The sequence below is a fragment of the Staphylococcus hsinchuensis genome (genome assembly GCF_038789205.1).
Lineage (GTDB): Bacteria > Bacillota > Bacilli > Staphylococcales > Staphylococcaceae > Staphylococcus > Staphylococcus hsinchuensis.
In genome coordinates this window covers 791,989-810,324 of record NZ_CP128355.1, presented here as the reverse complement: position 1 = coordinate 810,324, position 18,336 = coordinate 791,989, and the positions used below count along the sequence as shown (strand labels likewise).

General features: G+C 38.5%; 15 protein-coding genes and 3 rRNA genes. All 18 read right to left on the bottom strand.

Annotated elements, in window-relative coordinates:
- Positions 1-10: 10 nt before the first annotated feature.
- The gene (gene ispE / locus QQM35_RS03980) at positions 11-859 is read right to left on the bottom strand and encodes a 4-(cytidine 5'-diphospho)-2-C-methyl-D-erythritol kinase (protein WP_251521079.1); all 849 of its coding nucleotides are present in this window, start codon (positions 857-859) and stop codon (positions 11-13) included.
- 428 nt (positions 860-1,287) lie between these two features.
- Positions 1,288-1,551 carry a biofilm formation stimulator Veg gene (veg, locus tag QQM35_RS03975; RefSeq protein WP_251521082.1) on the bottom strand — a complete coding sequence of 88 codons (264 nt, stop codon included), beginning with the start codon at positions 1,549-1,551 and terminating at the stop codon, positions 1,288-1,290.
- Positions 1,552-1,650: 99 nt separating this feature from the next.
- Positions 1,651-2,544: a 16S rRNA (adenine(1518)-N(6)/adenine(1519)-N(6))-dimethyltransferase RsmA gene (gene rsmA / locus QQM35_RS03970; RefSeq protein WP_251521117.1), complete on the bottom strand. Its 894-nt coding sequence runs from the start codon at positions 2,542-2,544 to the stop codon at positions 1,651-1,653.
- Positions 2,541-3,092, bottom strand: a complete 552-nt coding sequence (gene rnmV, locus QQM35_RS03965; protein ID WP_251521084.1) for a ribonuclease M5 — start codon at positions 3,090-3,092, stop codon at positions 2,541-2,543. Before rnmV ends, rsmA begins: the two co-directional genes overlap by 4 nt.
- A 169-nt stretch (positions 3,093-3,261) precedes the next feature.
- Positions 3,262-4,029: a TatD family hydrolase gene (locus tag QQM35_RS03960; RefSeq protein ID WP_251521087.1), complete on the bottom strand. Its 768-nt coding sequence runs from the start codon at positions 4,027-4,029 to the stop codon at positions 3,262-3,264.
- A gap of 24 nt (positions 4,030-4,053) precedes the next feature.
- A complete protein-coding gene (gene metG, locus QQM35_RS03955; protein ID WP_251943480.1) occupies positions 4,054-6,036 on the bottom strand; it encodes a methionine--tRNA ligase in 1,983 nt (660 codons plus the stop codon).
- A 235-nt stretch (positions 6,037-6,271) separates the two neighbouring features.
- Positions 6,272-7,108, bottom strand: coding sequence for a 16S rRNA (cytidine(1402)-2'-O)-methyltransferase (gene rsmI / locus QQM35_RS03950; protein ID WP_251521094.1), 837 nt, complete (start codon positions 7,106-7,108; stop codon positions 6,272-6,274).
- A 2-nt stretch (positions 7,109-7,110) separates the two neighbouring features.
- Positions 7,111-7,359 carry a GIY-YIG nuclease family protein gene (locus QQM35_RS03945; RefSeq protein ID WP_251521097.1) on the bottom strand — a complete coding sequence of 83 codons (249 nt, stop codon included), beginning with the start codon at positions 7,357-7,359 and terminating at the stop codon, positions 7,111-7,113.
- Positions 7,352-8,077 carry a tRNA1(Val) (adenine(37)-N6)-methyltransferase gene (locus tag QQM35_RS03940; protein ID WP_251521099.1) on the bottom strand — a complete coding sequence of 242 codons (726 nt, stop codon included), beginning with the start codon at positions 8,075-8,077 and terminating at the stop codon, positions 7,352-7,354. Before QQM35_RS03940 ends, QQM35_RS03945 begins: the two co-directional genes overlap by 8 nt.
- A gap of 110 nt (positions 8,078-8,187) precedes the next feature.
- A complete protein-coding gene (gene yabA, locus QQM35_RS03935) occupies positions 8,188-8,529 on the bottom strand; it encodes a DNA replication initiation control protein YabA (protein ID WP_251521102.1) in 342 nt (113 codons plus the stop codon).
- 15 nt (positions 8,530-8,544) lie between these two features.
- Positions 8,545-9,348 (bottom strand): PSP1 domain-containing protein, encoded by an 804-nt coding sequence (locus QQM35_RS03930; protein ID WP_251521105.1) that lies wholly within the window; start codon positions 9,346-9,348, stop codon positions 8,545-8,547.
- 1 nt (position 9,349) lies between these two features.
- Positions 9,350-10,279: a DNA polymerase III subunit delta' gene (locus QQM35_RS03925; RefSeq protein WP_251943485.1), complete on the bottom strand. Its 930-nt coding sequence runs from the start codon at positions 10,277-10,279 to the stop codon at positions 9,350-9,352.
- 131 nt (positions 10,280-10,410) lie between these two features.
- Positions 10,411-10,740, bottom strand: a complete 330-nt coding sequence (locus tag QQM35_RS03920; protein ID WP_251521111.1) for a cyclic-di-AMP receptor — start codon at positions 10,738-10,740, stop codon at positions 10,411-10,413.
- 27 nt (positions 10,741-10,767) lie between these two features.
- Positions 10,768-11,385 (bottom strand): dTMP kinase, encoded by a 618-nt coding sequence (gene tmk, locus QQM35_RS03915; RefSeq protein WP_251943486.1) that lies wholly within the window; start codon positions 11,383-11,385, stop codon positions 10,768-10,770.
- Positions 11,382-12,731, bottom strand: a complete 1,350-nt coding sequence (locus QQM35_RS03910; protein WP_342610515.1) for a lysine decarboxylase — start codon at positions 12,729-12,731, stop codon at positions 11,382-11,384. The genes tmk and QQM35_RS03910 overlap by 4 nt, the downstream gene beginning before the upstream one ends.
- 469 nt (positions 12,732-13,200) lie before the next feature.
- A 5S ribosomal RNA gene (gene rrf / locus QQM35_RS03905) occupies positions 13,201-13,315 on the bottom strand.
- A 77-nt stretch (positions 13,316-13,392) separates the two neighbouring features.
- A 23S ribosomal RNA gene (locus QQM35_RS03900) occupies positions 13,393-16,314 on the bottom strand.
- Positions 16,315-16,575: 261 nt separating this feature from the next.
- Positions 16,576-18,125: ribosomal RNA gene (locus QQM35_RS03895) — 16S ribosomal RNA — on the bottom strand.
- Together the 16S, 23S and 5S rRNA genes form the textbook arrangement of a ribosomal RNA operon.
- Positions 18,126-18,336: the final 211 nt, after the last annotated feature.

Below are 18,336 nucleotides of genomic sequence, written 5' to 3'. Positions count from 1 at the left end.
TTCCCTTCTCCTATCCTAGTAATCTTACGATATATACTTCTTTACAACAGCCGTTAACTGCATTATAAACGTGTTTTGCTTGTCGTTCTTTTTGTGTGAGTCCATAAACAGTTGGTCCACTTCCACTCATCACTGCGCCGTCAGCACCATTTTCTAACATATTACTTTTGATTTTTAAAATTTCAGGGCACACTTTACTTGAAATGGGTTCTAATCGATTTGAAAGACTTTCGCATAACAATTCATAATCTCCTGCTTCTATAGCTGATTTACATTTATTTGTATACACATTATGTGAGACAGACAAATCTAACTTTTTAAAAATGTCAGGGGAAGAAATCCCGATATCAGGTTTCGCTACTACGACCCAAGCACTCGGTGGTTTGTTGAGAAATTCAATTTTTTCACCTTTTCCACCACATAGCGCCGTTTTTCCTAATATACAAAACGGGATATCTGTACCTATTGTCAAACCTAATTCACATAATTCTTCGAGTGGTCTATTCAACTTAAATAGTCGATTCATACCTCTCATCGTCGCCGCAGCATCTGTTGAACCACCTGCAAGACCTGCTGATACAGGAATATTCTTATCAATCGAAATTGTAACGCCTTGCTTTAACTGATAGTGTTCTTTCATCAACTGTGCAGCTTTGTATGCTAAGTTATCGCTATTCGAGGGTACGTAATTTTGTTCTACTTCTACAACAATCTTATCATCTCGTCGTTGTTCAAGTGTCAGACGATCATTTAAGTCGATTGTTGTCATAATCATTTCAACTTCATGAAAACCATCATCTCGTTTAAAGAGTGCGTCTAATGTAAGATTTATTTTCGCTGGTGCAGTTTCATAGATCATTTCGCCACCCTCTTTCCGTTTCGATATGGTAATACAAAGATTTTAACATATAGTTAACTTATGTTTCGCTATGAAAAAGTACAATATTTATATTCTTTAGTGATTAAAGACTGATTGTTATCCTAGAAAATGTCATACTCATTTCATTATTTTATAATATTCATTGAGTTTAATAAAATTATAGCACCTGGACATATTCCTTTAAATTCCCGCATACGTTATCTGGTTAATATTGTAATTTTATTGGTTAAAAAAATGTGATAAAGACTATAAATAAACATAAAAATAGCCCTTCACAAAATTCTATTAGAAGAACCTTTATGAAGGGCAATTAAAGTAAAATGAATGATACTTTAAATTTATCGATAAAATATAACTTGAGTATTGATAAGAGTCTGCTTATAATCAAGCATCTTTCTTATATAAGTTTACTGTGCAATGACCTCTTGGTGTTTATCTTCTTCGAATGAGACTTGTACGTTCTCAGTTAATACATCAGTATATGTATAAGATACGCGTTCGAAGTTATACTTTTCCTGATCTAGTTCAACAATGAAAACAGAAGGATATGTTTCTCTTAACACTCCAGTACGTTCGATTGTTTTCTTACGTCCACCATTCGCTTTCAGTACAATACGGTTTCCTAATTGACAATCAAGACTATTTTTGATGTCCCCAATTGATTTTGGCATATTGCTCCACCTCGCTACAAATTGTATAATAACACAAATTGAGCGATTTTGTCAAATAAAATTTCAATTTTAGCAAGGTGTAGCGCTGTTGTCAATGATTTAAAGTTCCAATTCTGGGAATTTTTTCAATTCATTATAAAGATGTGCAAATTCTTGTATTGAAAGCGTTTCTCCGCGTCGTCTTGGATCGATGCCACTTGTATCTAACCAGTTTTTAATAATATCTTTTTTAGCTTTTCCATCCATAAATAAACTTTGATAATTGTTACTTATCGTTTTTCTACGTTGACTAAATGCTGCTTTCGTCATTTTGAAAAAGGCCTTCTCATCATCAACTTCAACTTGTGGTTGCTCTCTTTCCATTAATTTAACGACAATAGAGTCCACATTAGGTGGTGGGAGAAATACAGACTTTGGCACATTTAATACTTTACTCGTATCAGTATAGTATTGAGCCACAATAGAAAGTGAACCATATGCCTTTGTTCCAACTTGTGCGTTGAGTCTTTCGCCGACTTCTTTTTGCATCATTACAACATAACCATCAATAGGGAGGGGCTGTTGCATTAAATTTAATAAAATAGGTGTTGTGATATAGTATGGCAAATTTGCTACAACCATAATCTTATCGCAATCACTAAGATTTTCAGTCACATGATGTGCAATATCAGCCTTTAATATATCTTCATTGATTACCGTAACATTATTAAATTCTGATAATGTGTCGCCTAATACCGGTATTAAACGTTGATCTATTTCGAAGGCAATGACTTTTTTAGCCTTTTTCGCCATCTGTTGCGTCAGTGAACCCATGCCTGGACCTACTTCAATAATACCTGTAGTTTCATCGATATCACTAGCATCAATTATCTTATTTATTATATTTACATCTACTAAAAAGTTTTGACCTAAACTCTTTTTAAAGTTAAAACCGTGTTTTTGTAATAGTGCTTTTGTACGTGTAGGTGTAGCAATATCACCATTGACCATTATTCGTCACTCCCTTTATTATCACTTAACGCTGCTCTGACATCCGCTTCTGTATAGCCAAAAGCATTTAATTTATTTATCAATTGTTTACCGTTTGAATGTCCAATATGTAATTTCCGTCCTAAGATTTCTCTTTTTCTGCGTGCATCTTTTCCTATGATTAAACCTAAATCAATTAGCACGTCTTTGCTAATAGATTCATGCCCTTCTTCAAATGGTGTACTGACATTTATTAATGCCTCTCTAATGTCTTCTAAACGTGCATGTTCTACACCGATTTTACCACGTTTATTTTTTGCCTTTTCTCGATCTAAATAGGCATGTTTCACGCCTGGAATGTGCTTTTGGATTGTATTTCTAATCTTATCACCCGGGAAATCTGGGTCAGTTAAGACGATGATTCCTCGTGTTTCATAGCCGTTTTCAATCACTTGTAACGTTTCTTGATTTATTGCACTTCCATTTGTTTCAATCGTATCACATTCGACAGCTCTTTTAACACGTTGCGTATCGTCTCGTCCTTCCACTACAATAAATTCGTTAATTTTCATGTATAAATAGGTTCACCTTTCGTCACATTAATTTATGTATATCTTTCGCTAATAAAATCTTTATTTAAAACGACATAGAAAAAGATGTCGGTAGCTAATATGGTTATTACATAGTATACACTAAAAGTTATCTAACCATAATAAGACCGACATCCTATTTTATGCAAATTTATAATTTGAATAAGCGTTCTGCATTTTCAGTTGTTTGGCGACAAACTTCTGCATAATCCATTTCTCGTAATTCCGCTATTTTTTCTGCAACGAGTGTAACACGTTCAGGTTCATTACGTTTTCCTCTATAAGGATGAGGTGATAGAAATGGTGCATCCGTTTCTACAAGTAAACGGTCCATTGGCACGTGTTGTGCTACTTCTTTCGGTTGCTTAGCATTTTTGAAAGTTACTGGACCGCCTAAAGAGATGTAGAAGTTTAACTTATTAATCACTTCATCTGCAATTTCAGGTGAAGCACTAAAGCTATGCATAATTCCGCTAATTTCTTCAGCATGTTCTTCTTTTAAAATATCTACGCAATCTTGTGTTGCCTCTCTGTTATGAATAATAATCGGTAAATTCACACGTTTAGCTAAAGCGATTTGCTTTCTAAATACGTCCTGTTGAACATCTTTCGGTGATTTATCCCAGTGATAATCCAAACCTGTTTCTCCGATACCGATAATCTTAGGATGTTGCGCCAATTTTTCGATCCATTCTAGACGTTCTTCGGTACAATCAATCGCATCTACCGGATGCCATCCGATAATACCATAGATAAATTCATATTGATCGATGAGTTCCATTGTACGTTCAACTGTCGGTGTATCAAAACCAACCACAAACATACGGTCTACACCATTGTCTCTTGCACGTTCAATAACTTCCTCTAAATCTTCATCATATTGATCTGCGTTTAAATGAACATGTGTATCGATTAGCATATATTATCGCTCCTTTAGCTATTATTACTTAATCACTGCGCCGTTCGGAATCGCATTTGGTAAGCTTACTAACGTGAGTACACCGTCTTTTTCAGCTGATAAAATCATACCTTCTGAAAGACGACCCATCAATTTAGCTGGTTTAAGATTTGTGACAACTGCTACCTTTTTCCCGATAATATCTTCTGGTTGATAGAATTTCGCAATACCTGAAATGATTTGACGTTGTTCACTGTCTAAGTCAACTTGGATTTTTAATAATTTATCCGATTTCTTCACTTTCTCAGCATCTGTGATTGTTGCCGCTTTAATTTCTACTTTTTCAAAATCTTTAAAGTCAATTTGGTCTTTGCTAGGAACTTCTTCTTGTTGTTCAGTTGACTCTTCAGATTTAGGCGGTTGCATAGATTCTTTAATATATGCAACTTCCGCTTCAGTATCCAATCTTGGGAAAATTGGTTGTGGTTTGCTAATTACCGTAATCGGCTCTGTTAATGCACCATATTGTTCTAAACTGCTAAGTTCATATAATTTAGGTGAATTAATATTCAATTGTTCAAAGATTTGCTTAGGTGCGTGAGTTAAGAACGGTTGTAATAACACAGCTGCAAATCTTATATTTTCAACTAAGTGTGCCATCACATTACCGAGCATTTCTTTCTGACTTTCATCTTTAGCTAATACCCAAGGTGTCGTTTCATCAATATATTTATTTGTACGACTAATTAATTTCCAAACTGTAGATAAAGCGACTGAGAATTGTAATTCTTCCATGTTTTCATGGAATGTTTTAGCCGTATCTAATGCTAATTGTTCCATATCTTCATCTAATTCATGCTTCGGTCCTTGATATGCAGGTAATTCACCATCGAAGTATTTATTAATCATTGAAATTGTACGGTTAACTAGGTTACCTAAATCGTTCGCTAAATCATAGTTTGTACGCTCAACGAATCCTTCTGGTGTAAATACGCCATCAGAACCGAATGGTAACTCTCTCATTAAGTAGTAACGTGTAGCATCTAAACCATAACGGTCGATTAAAACGTTTGGATCCACCACGTTTCCTTTAGATTTACTCATCTTACCATCTTTCATTAAAATCCAACCATGGGCGAAGACCTTTTTAGGTAATGGTAAGTCTAAAGCCATTAATAAGATCGGCCAAATTATAGAATGGAAACGCACAATTTCTTTCGCCATAATATGCATGTCCGCTGGCCAATATTTCTTGAATAGTTGGTCGTCATCAGATAAATAACCTAGTGATGAAATGTAGTTTACTAAAGCATCAATCCAAACATAAACGACATGTTTAGGATTAGACTTAACGTGAATACCCCAGTTGAATGAAGTACGTGATACTGCTAAGTCTTCTAAACCTGGTTTAATGAAGTTATTAATCATTTCATTTTTACGAGATGGCGGTTGAATGAAATCTGGATGTTCATCGTAGAACTCTAATAAACGATCTGTATATTTAGACAGATTAAAGAAGTAACTTTCTTCTTTAACTAATTCTACTTCATGACCTGAGTCAGGACTTTTACCTCCAACGATTTCACCATTTTCATATTCTGGATCAACGAGTTGTGTTTCTGTGTAATACGTCTCATCAGGTACTGAATACCAACCTTCATATTCACCTAGGTAGATATCTCCTTGCGCAAGTAGACGTTCAAATATTTGTTGTACAACCTCTTTATGACGTGATTCTGTTGTACGAATAAAATCATCATGTGAGATTTCAAGCTTTTCCCATAACTGTTTAATGCCTGCAATCATTTCATCTAAATATTCTATTTCTGATTTACCGTTTTTAATCGCTTTTTCTTGAATTTTTTGTCCGTGTTCATCCGTACCTGTTAAATAGCGGACATCATAGCCTTGCATTCTTTTGTAACGTGCAATTACATCACCAGCAGTAGTTGTGTATGCATGACCTATATGCAAGTTACCACTTGGGTAATAAATTGGTGTAGTGATATAAAATGTTTCTTTCGCCATCAACGTTCCTCCTAAAATCTTATACTTTAAATTTATCTAACTTTATTTTTATTTTCAACGAAACTGAGCAATCAGGCATTTTACACTTACACATATCATTATGTAGTGACCTGGATCCGTTTCTAATTTAATATTTATAAGTGTTCAACTTATAATTTCCATCTTTTTTACATTACCATAAATCAACCTTATTATGGGCTACTCACTCTTATTTTTCATCATTCTTATGATTTTTTTATTTTACTTCATGGTATATATCATAAACTTCACTTGTTTTCATTTGTCGTTGTTCCGCAACTTGTTTAATGGCTGCTTTCGGTTTCATGTCTTGTTCAATAAAATAATTTACATGTTGTTGTATAGTCATATCTTCAAACCAGCTCGTATCTGCTTCTGCAATAGCACCATTAATTAATATAACGAACTCGCCTTTAGTTGGAATAGTACCATCATCTAATAACGAAAGTATATCGCGGATCGGGCCAGTTTCTATTTGTTCAAACTTTTTAGTTAATTCTCGCCCAATGGCAATTTTTCTTGTTGCATCAACTTTTTGAATCGCTTTTAATGTATCTTTTACACGGAAGGGTGATTCATAAATAATAATTGTACTATCTTGATACATGCGTTGTTCAAGAACTTCTAGTTTTTGTTTTTCTTTTCGTGGCAGAAACCCTATAAATGTATATACAAATGAAGTTAGACCACTCGCCATTAAAGCAGTTAACCCCGCATTTGGACCTGGCACTGTCTCAACTCTAATGTCATGCGCACGAGCAGCGACGACGAGTTCGTATCCTGGATCACTGATTAACGGCAATCCGGCATCGGACACGAGTGCAACATCATTTGAAGATTGTAACAGGTCGATTAAATATTCGGTTTGATTCTCTTTATTGTGTTCATGATACGACTTTAACGGTGTATCGATATCGTAATGAGCGCAAAGTTTTTTTGTGACTCTCGTGTCTTCACAGGCGATATAATCAACCGTCTTCAAAGTATCGACAGCTCTATAAGTTATGTCAGCTAAATTACCGATAGGTGTACCAACTAAATACAATGTTGCCATCGTTATCCCTCACTTATAAGTTTTAATTTTTCTTTACGTGAATATCTTTTAATTTCAATTTCACGTTTGAGTGCTTCAGATTTTGTACCATACATTTCCTGATAAACTAACTCTACCGGGCGTCTTGTTTTTGTATATTTGGCCCCTTTGCCCTCGTTATGTTTCATTATACGTTGTGACACATCTTTAGCATACCCAGTATACAAACTATTATCGTTACATCTAACGATATAGATATAATGTTCATCCATAATAAATTTCACTCATTTCTTTTGAATACGCGCCATCTTCGTTATAAATATAAAATGGAGGTTGTATTTCTAAACCTTGGCTACCACCTTTTCGACCTTCAACTACAATGGTTTGTGCTGCTCTATTATGTTTACTATATATAAAGTACAATTTTTTCGGTTCGATTTGATAATACCTCATGCTCGATAAGACATCCATCAGACGTTCCGCACGATGCACCATGACTAAACGACCACCTTGTTTAAGTAAATGTCTCGCTGCAAAACAACAATCTTCTAAAGTACATGCTATTTCATGACGCGCAATTTTATGTGCATGTTTCTGATGTTGGTGCTGTTGGTTCACTTTAAAGTACGGTGGATTACAAGTCACCAAGCTAAATTCTGACGGGTTGAAATGTTTATGTGCTTCTTTTAAATCGAGTTGAAGCATCTCAATCTGTGTCGATAATTGATTGTATGTAATAGACCGCTTAGCCATATCAACGAGAGGTGGTTGAATTTCAACACCAACAATTTTATTTTGTCCTTTATCAGACAATAATAATGGAATGACACCGTTCCCTGAACATAAATCTAGTATTTTATCCTGTTTTCTAACGTGTGTGAAATGTGCTAATAACAACGCATCTGTTGAAAATGAAAACACGTCATCATTTTGTACAATTCGTAAGTTTTCTTTAATTAAATAATCTAACCTTTCACCTTCATGCAACATTTCATTTTTAACCCCCAAAAAAGGATGAGATATTGGCGATACTTCACCTTTAAGCCTATCGCTTCTTCTCATCCTTTCACTTTAACTATCATTTCTTTGTGCAGTGCTTGCTATTCACTTAATACTTCTAAGCAGAATAAACAATCATCGCCTTTTCTATGTTTACCGAATAATTCACCATTACAAATATGAAATCCTTCTTTATATAGCATCGCTAAGTTTTCTTTGCTTCGAAGTGGTTTTTTACGTTGTGTTTTAGTATTATTTTCAACTTTTTTAGGCTTTTCTTCTTTATCGATTAATGTTTTTAAATTTTCATTTTCCACTTGCAAGGCGACGTTTTCTTCGACCATTTGAACTGTGAGATGCTTTAATTCTGATAAATCATTATTAAGTTGACTCATATTCTCTTCAAGTCTCGCAAGCTTTTCAAATATTTCACTTCGATTCAATCTCGTCATGGCCTCCTAATTTAATGTCTCTAATTCTTCCATTTTATATTCGAATGGTTGTTCAAATCCATCCACTTTAATTTGCATGGAAATGTCTAATATATTGAGTCCGATGACTTTACCGTTTCCTTCTGGGGTTGCAACTACCTCTCCTACATCAGGTAATTGTGCACGTGCTTCTTCATAATAGTCATTTTCATATTTTAAACAACACATTAAACGACCACATGCACCTGAGATTTTCGTAGGATTCAGTGATAGGTTTTGGTCCTTAGCCATTTTGATAGACACTGGTTCAAAATCACCCAAGAAAGTTGAACAACATAATGAACGACCACAAGGACCGATGCCACCTAATAATTTCGCTTCATCTCGAACGCCAATTTGCCTTAATTCTATACGTGTTTTTAACTTTTGAGCTAAAGTTTTAACAAGTTTACGGAAATCAACACGATCGTCTGAGGTAAAGTTAAAAATCACTTTGGATTTATCTAATGTATACTCACAATTCACAAGGCGCATATCTAGTCCTTGCGCTTTAACTGTTTGTTTACATAATTTCAAAGCGTCCTCAGCGTCTTGATCATTCTGTTCATGTTGATGTTGATCTTCTTCTGTCGCCTTTCTGACGATTTCTTTCAACGGTAATGTGACATCTTCATCTGCTACATTTAAAGGTTCGTATTTTACACGGCCCATTTCTAATCCTCGTTTCGATTCGACGACAACCCATGTACCTTTAGTCAAATCAAAGCCTGTAGGTGAATAATATTCCATTTTTCCCGTTTTTGGAAAGGTAATACCAACAACATTTTGCATTTTAACTCACCCCTTTTATTACAATTTGTTCAAACACAAGTGTTGGATTAACATTTTGACTTAGCTTTTTATGCGCTTCAGTAATCTGGTCAAATAAAGCTACAATTTGATTGTAAGTTAACTTATCCTTATATGAAACAATATCTTGACTTAATTCTTGATATAATAAATCTTCTGTCATGCCTACCTTAGCATGTAACACATCTTCAAAGAAACCATTCACAGCTGCTAATGTTAATAATTGCAGACGTCTATTTTTCGCTTGCTTCAACAATTCTACAATTGTAATTAGCGCCATAGACCTATTCGTCAACAATAAATGGCACCATTTTAAAGTGACCTTTCGCAATGCAGTGATATCAGCCTCTTCATTCAAGGCTTGTGCTGTTTCAATTTGTGTTGTATATGTACTTAAAAATTCGGCCACAGGTTTCGACATATCATGTTCTTCTAAACGTTCTATGAAATATGATTTATCTTTCGGTTTAAAATAAACATGCTGACATCTCGAATGTATCGTATTTAAGATTTGTTCCGGTTTCGTAGATAATAAAATCGCGATTGTGTTTTCAGGTGGTTCTTCTAAAAACTTTAATATACTGTTTTCCCCTTGTATCGTTAACTTCTCAAAAGATTCGATAATATAAACTTTATATTGACCTTCAATGGGAAGTTGATTCATATGATGCACGAGTTGTTCAACTTGGTCTTTTTTGATTGTCGTCTCTTCTGTCGCTACATATCTAAAGTCCGGATGATTTAATGTATCCACTTTTAACTGACATTGTGCATCTTGATCACATAAAATGAGTTTCGCAAAGTTCATCGCGACTTGTTGCATCGTTTGACCGTCGTCTCCTTCAAATAAATAAGCATGAGACAATTTATCAGATCGATAAGCATTTGTCAGACTTTCTAGTTCATCCCTCATTAAGTTACTCCTTTATATAAAAAGGTTGCTTCTACATAGTACACTCCAGTATATATTTTAAAAAGAACATTTACATCCCAATCCGAAAAATATACTTTGGAGTTCACTATATATAGCAACCATGACTAAAATTAAAATTGATGGAAAGCTTCAACTGGCATTACGAATACCGTTGCCCCTCCAACTTCTACTTCAACAGGATAAGGTATATAAGAATCTGCGCTGCCGCCCATAGGTGTTATAGGCGAAACAAGTTGTTCTCTATTTCCACATGTATCATCAATGACTTTCAACATTTCATCTACTCGATCATCTTCAACACCTGATAAGAAAGTTGTGTTCCCAGCTCTTAAAAATCCACCCGTTGTTGCTAACTTAGTGGCTCTGAAATTATTTTTCACTAATTTATCTGAAAGTTCTTGGCTGTCCTGATCTTGGACAATTGCAATTATCATTTTCATAATTAACACCTCTTAATAATAATTATATCATAATTCATCTAAGTACTTTTTTAATTTATGATATGTATCTTCTACCACTTCTTCGATAGATCTATCCGCATTTATAATGATAAAGCGTTCAGGTTCATTATGAATAATTTTTTTATAACCTTCAACAACTTTTTCATGGAATTGAATGTCTTCTTGATCTAATCGATTTTGATTACGTTGATTTTTCAATATACGTTGGCGTCCAACCTCTGCACTGATATCAAGGTAAACAGTGATATTTGGATACAATCCATTTATCGCAAATTCATTGACGGCTTTCACTTCTTCTAAACCTATACCCCTTGCATAACCTTGATAAGCTAATGAACTATCAATATAACGATCACAGAGTACAACTTTCCCATCATTTAACGCTGGAATGACTTTGCTGACGAGATGTTCACGTCTTGAGCCTGCAAATAACAAAGCTTCTGTACGTTCGTCCATTTCGTCGCCCTCCAACAAAATTTCACGAATCTTTTCACCCGTCACGACACCACCAGGTTCTCTTGTTGTTACAATTTCATAGGTAGCTTCTAATTTTTCAGCAATTTGTCTTAACACTGTCGTTTTTCCTGAACCTTCTGGACCTTCAAACGTAATAAATGCAGTCATTTAGAGTCATCCTTAATTTTTATTTTATGGCCATATAATCCTTCTATTTTTAAGTTCTGATTATGCCAATTGTGCAACAATTTTACCATAGAATTAGAGATTTTTTCACCCTTAAACATTAAAGGGATTCCAGGTGGATAAGGTACGATATGCGTAGCTAATATTTCATTCTCAGCTTGATCTATATCAATTTCTTTCACATCATTAATATCACCCGGGTAATACTTGCTGCTTTCCGTATTGTAGATGATTCTTTGTTCATCTAATGGTGCCCTTTCTTGAATTTTTAATTGTTTAATTCGCTCTAATAATAACTCAAATGGATAATTATCGTTATCATGCCACAGTGGCAAAACGAATAACACTTGATATTCGTCTGCTAGCTCAGTATAAATTTGTAATGATTCAAATTGTTCCTGTAACTCAAACCCTTGATACCCATCGCATTGAATAATTAATTTTAATGGGTCATCCACTTCAACAACCTTGAATTGCTTAGACGATAATGCATTAATGAGTTGTTGCCTTTTATTAAAAAATTCAGCACTCTTATAATTATTATAAAATTGATGCGCTAATTCTAAACTACTCATAACGAGATATGAAGGACTCGATGTTTGGAAATACGATAAATATTTAATGACACGTTCTCTCACTGGCGCCTCTTTATGTATAAAAATAACTGACCCCATCGTCAAAGCAGGTAAAGTTTTATGATAGGACTGTACCACATAATCAGCTCCTGCCTGCATGGCTGAATGTGGAAAACCTTCTAAATCGAAATGAGCGCCATGTGCCTCATCTACTAAAACGGGTACATCATGTGCATGCAATGTTTGAACTGCATTAGCAATATTAACGCACTCGCCGTAATAATTTGGATATGTTAATATAGCTAACTTCGTTTCATTGAGTTGATGATGTAACGTTTCAAGTCGGGGTCCAATATATTGTTTCGTTTCATTACTCATAGTCATTTCAAACAGGTGGCATGGTTGTTGTGTTAAATCCACTGCATGAAACACAGATTTATGCGCATTGCGTACGACGCCATAACGTCCGGTTTCATCTTTATAACTTTGAATCACTGATAAAATACCCGAAGTCGTGCCATTCACTAAATAAAATGCATCATAGTTCGGGTGTTTATGAATCGTTTCCATACTTTCTAGCAACACATCTTCCGGATGATGCAAATCATCTAACCCAGTAATTTCAGTCATATCCATTGTGAAATCCAACTGATTTAAATTACCGATTGTCATATTTTTATGTCCTGGCACATGTAGTGAGATTGGTTTTGTATGATGTAGCGCTTTTAATTGATTTACTAATGGTAATCCCATCATCATTCTCCACTTCTTTTTATAAAATTAACGTAAATGTAGTTGTAATGTGTTTCATTTTAACATACATGGAATTTTCCTTGTTAAAACAGTGACATTATAGGAGTTATATTATTTTGTTCCTTCGGTACTGAAATTTTTTGTGCAAATAAAAAAGAGACCTTTCGGTCTCTTGAGTTATTGCCTGGCAACGTCCTACTCTTGCGGAACGTAAGTCGGCTACCATCGACGCTAAGGAGAACCTTCCTGATTACGAAGGCAAGCGCTCGCATCTTTCCTCATTTTTGTTCTTTCCTTATTCGCTTACCTCTTGTAAGCTCTTTGCGTCTTTCACTCAATTCGTCAGCTTCAAACGCTTTTAAATCAGGGACAATGCAAGCTTAGAAATTAAGCTCCTTTTGTGCCTGCGGCACTGATTAGCGCCTTTTTTCATATAAAAAAAGAGACCTTTCGGTCTCTTTGGGTTATTGCCTGGCAACGTCCTACTCTTGCGGAACGTAAGTCCGACTACCATCGGCGCTAAGGAGCTTAACTTCTGTGTTCGGCATGGGAACAGGTGTGACCTCCTTGCCATTGTCACCAGACAATGCAATGTATGAAATTATACATTCAAAACTAGATAATAAGTAAAATGAATGAAACCAAACAAAACGTTTAAAAATTGATTAAGTCTTCGATCGATTAGTATTCGTCAGCTCCACGTATCGCTATGCTTCCACCTCGAACCTATTAACCTCATCATCTTTGAGGGATCTTATAACCGAAGTTGGGAAATCTCATCTTGAGGGGGGCTTCATGCTTAGATGCTTTCAGCACTTATCCCGTCCATACATAGCTACCCAGCGATGCCGTTGGCACGACAACTGGTACACCAGAGGTATGTCCATCCCGGTCCTCTCGTACTAAGGACAGCTCCTCTCAAATTTCCTACGCCCACGACGGATAGGGACCGAACTGTCTCACGACGTTCTGAACCCAGCTCGCGTACCGCTTTAATGGGCGAACAGCCCAACCCTTGGGACCGACTACAGCCCCAGGATGCGATGAGCCGACATCGAGGTGCCAAACCTCCCCGTCGATGTGAACTCTTGGGGGAGATAAGCCTGTTATCCCCGGGGTAGCTTTTATCCGTTGAGCGATGGCCCTTCCATGGGGAACCACCGGATCACTAAGTCCGTCTTTCGACCCTGCTCGACTTGTAGGTCTCGCAGTCAAGCTTCCTTATGCCTTTACACTCTATGAATGATTTCCAACCATTCTGAGGAAACCTTTGAGCGCCTCCGTTACTCTTTAGGAGGCGACCGCCCCAGTCAAACTGCCCATCTGACACTGTCTCCCACCATGATTAATGGTGCGGGTTAGAAATCCAACACAGCAAGGGTAGTATCCCACCAACGCCTCCACGTAAGCTAGCGCTCACGTTTCTAAGGCTCCTACCTATCCTGTACAAGCTGTGCCGAATTTCAATATCAGACTACAGTAAAGCTCCACGGGGTCTTTCCGTCCTGTCGCGGGTAACCTGCATCTTCACAGGTACTATGATTTCACCGAGTCTCTCGTTGAGACAGTGCCCAAATCGTTACGCCTTTCGTGCGGGTCGGAACTTACCCGACAAGGAATTTCGCTACCTTAGGACCGTTATAGTTACGGCCGCCGTTTACTGGGGCTTCGATTCGTGGCTTCGCAGAAGCTAACCACTCCTCTTAACCTTCCAGCACCGGGCAGGCGTCAGCCCCTATACATCACCTTACGGTTTAGCAGAGACCTGTGTTTTTGATAAACAGTCGCTTGGGCCTATTCACTGCGGCTCTCCTGGGCTTGCACCCTAAAGAGCACCCCTTCTCCCGAAGTTACGGGGTCATTTTGCCGAGTTCCTTAACGAGAGTTCGCTCGCTCACCTTAGAATTCTCATCTTGACTACCTGTGTCGGTTTGCGGTACGGGCACCAGTATTCTAGCTAGAGACTTTTCTTGGCAGTGTGAAATCAGCGACTCGAGGAAACAATTTCCTCTCCCCATCACAACTTGACCTTATGAGTTTCGGATTTGCCTAACACTCAGTCTTATTGTTTGGACGTGCACTCCAACAGCACGCTTCGCCTATCCTACTGCGTCCTCCCATCGCTTAAAACGAATCATGGTGGTACAGGAATATCAACCTGTTATCCATCGCCTACGCCTGTCGGCCTCAGCTTAGGACCCGACTAACCCAGAGCGGACGAGCCTTCCTCTGGAAACCTTAGTCAATCGGTGGACGGGATTCTCACCCGTCTTTCGCTACTCACACCGGCATTCTCACTTCTAAGCGCTCCACATGTCCTTGCGATCATGCTTCAACGCCCTTAGAACGCTCTCCTACCATTGTCCTACGGACAATCCACAGCTTCGGTAATATGTTTAGCCCCGGTACATTTTCGGCGCAGTGTCACTCGACTAGTGAGCTATTACGCACTCTTTAAATGATGGCTGCTTCTAAGCCAACATCCTAGTTGTCTGGGCAACGCCACATCCTTTTCCACTTAACATATATTTTGGGACCTTAGCTGGTGGTCTGGGCTGTTTCCCTTTCGAACACGGATCTTATCACTCGCGTTCTGACTCCCAAGTTAAATTGATTGGCATTCGGAGTTTGTCTGAATTCGGTAACCCGAGAAGGGCCCCTCGTCCAAACAGTGCTCTACCTCCAATAATCATCACTTGAGGCTAGCCCTAAAGCTATTTCGGAGAGAACCAGCTATCTCCAGGTTCGATTGGAATTTCTCCGCTACCCACAACTCATCCGCTCACTTTTCAACGTAAGTCGGTTCGGCCCTCCATTCAGTGTTACCTGAACTTCAGCCTGGTCATGGGTAGATCACCTGGTTTCGGGTCTACGACCAAATACTCAACGCCCTATTCAGACTCGCTTTCGCTACGGCTCCACATTTGCTACTTAACCTTGCATCAGATCGTAACTCGCCGGTTCATTCTACAAAAGGCACGCCATCACCCATTAACGGGCTCTGACTACTTGTAAGCACACGGTTTCAAGTTCTATTTCACTCCCCTTCCGGGGTACTTTTCACCTTTCCCTCACGGTACTGGTTCACTATCGGTCACTAGAGAGTATTTAGCCTTAGGAGATGGTCCTCCCAGATTCCGACGGAATTACACGTGCTCCGTCGTACTCAGGATCCACTCAAGAGTGAACAGATTTTCGACTACAGGATTATTACCTTCTCTGATGTAACTTTCCAGTTACTTCGTCTAATCTATTCTTTTCTAACTCCGTAGAGAGTGTCCTACAACCCCAATAAGCAAGCTCATTGGTTTGGGCTCTTCCCGTTTCGCTCGCCGCTACTCAGGGAATCGATTTTTCTTTCTCTTCCTGCGGGTACTAAGATGTTTCAGTTCTCCGCGTCTACCTTCGGATATGCTATGTATTCACATATCGATAACACGACATAACTCGTGTTGGGTTTCCCCATTCGGAAACCTCTGGATCACAGCTTACTTACAGCTCCCCAAAGCATATCGTCGTTAGTAACGTCCTTCATCGGCTTCTAGTGCCAAGGCATTCACCGTGCGCCCTTAATAACTTAATCTATGTTTTTAGTCAAAAGACTAAAAAGCAAACGTTATTAATCTGTGAGTGTTCTTTCGAACACTAGCGATTATTTTTGAATTCAAGCGTATACACGCTATTCACTCGGTTTTGCTTGGTAAAATCATTATTTTACTTATTTATCTAGTTTTCAATGTACAATCATTTGTTGAATACTCTGATGAGCATTCAAAACTGAATACAATATGTCAATGTTATTCCGTTATCATCTTCGTAGAAGATGTTCCGAATATATCCTTAGAAAGGAGGTGATCCAGCCGCACCTTCCGATACGGCTACCTTGTTACGACTTCACCCCAATCATTTGTCCCACCTTCGACGGCTAGCTCCAAAGGTTACTCCACCGGCTTCGGGTGTTACAAACTCTCGTGGTGTGACGGGCGGTGTGTACAAGACCCGGGAACGTATTCACCGTAGCATGCTGATCTACGATTACTAGCGATTCCAGCTTCATGTAGTCGAGTTGCAGACTACAATCCGAACTGAGAACAACTTTATGGGATTTGCTTGACCTCGCGGTTTAGCTGCCCTTTGTATTGTCCATTGTAGCACGTGTGTAGCCCAAATCATAAGGGGCATGATGATTTGACGTCATCCCCACCTTCCTCCGGTTTGTCACCGGCAGTCAGCCTAGAGTGCCCAACTTAATGATGGCAACTAAGCTTAAGGGTTGCGCTCGTTGCGGGACTTAACCCAACATCTCACGACACGAGCTGACGACAACCATGCACCACCTGTCACTTTGTCCCCCGAAGGGGAAAACTCTATCTCTAGAGCGATCAAAGGATGTCAAGATTTGGTAAGGTTCTTCGCGTTGCTTCGAATTAAACCACATGCTCCACCGCTTGTGCGGGTCCCCGTCAATTCCTTTGAGTTTCAACCTTGCGGTCGTACTCCCCAGGCGGAGTGCTTAATGCGTTAGCTGCAGCACTAAGGGGCGGAAACCCCCTAACACTTAGCACTCATCGTTTACAGCGTGGACTACCAGGGTATCTAATCCTGTTTGATCCCCACGCTTTCGCACATCAGCGTCAGTTGCAGACCAGAAAGTCGCCTTCGCCACTGGTGTTCCTCCATATCTCTGCGCATTTCACCGCTACACATGGAATTCCACTTTCCTCTTCTGCACTCAAGTTTTCCAGTTTCCAATGACCATCCACGGTTGAGCCGTGGGCTTTCACATCAGACTTAAAAAACCGCCTACGCGCGCTTTACGCCCAATAATTCCGGATAACGCTTGCCACCTACGTATTACCGCGGCTGCTGGCACGTAGTTAGCCGTGGCTTTCTGATTAGGTACCGTCAAGACGCGCACAGTTACTTACGCATTTGTTCTTCCCTAATAACAGAGCTTTACGATCCGAAGACCTTCATCACTCACGCGGCGTTGCTCCGTCAGGCTTTCGCCCATTGCGGAAGATTCCCTACTGCTGCCTCCCGTAGGAGTCTGGACCGTGTCTCAGTTCCAGTGTGGCCGATCACCCTCTCAGGTCGGCTACGTATCGTTGCCTTGGTAAGCCGTTACCTTACCAACTAGCTAATACGGCGCGGGTCCATCCATAAGTGATAGCAAGGCCATCTTTCACTTTAGAACCATGCGGTTCTAAATATTATCCGGCATTAGCCCCGGTTTCCCGGAGTTATTCCAGTCTTATGGGTAGGTTACCCACGTGATACTCACCCGTCCGCCGCTAACGTCAAAGGAGCAAGCTCCTTATCTGTTCGCTCGACTTGCATGTATTAGGCACGCCGCCAGCGTTCATCCTGAGCCAGGATCAAACTCTCCATAAAAATTTATGATGTTTGATTAGCTCATAATACTAAATGTGTTTCTTCAACACTTGTTAAATCAACAATAAATTGTTGTTTTTCGGAATTAACGTTGACATATTGTCATTCAGTTTTCAATGTTCATTTGTTTCAATCACAATAATTAATTCTACACGTTTTGACTTTCGAAGTCAAGAACTTTTTAAAATTAATTATTTTAATGTTTCAAGTA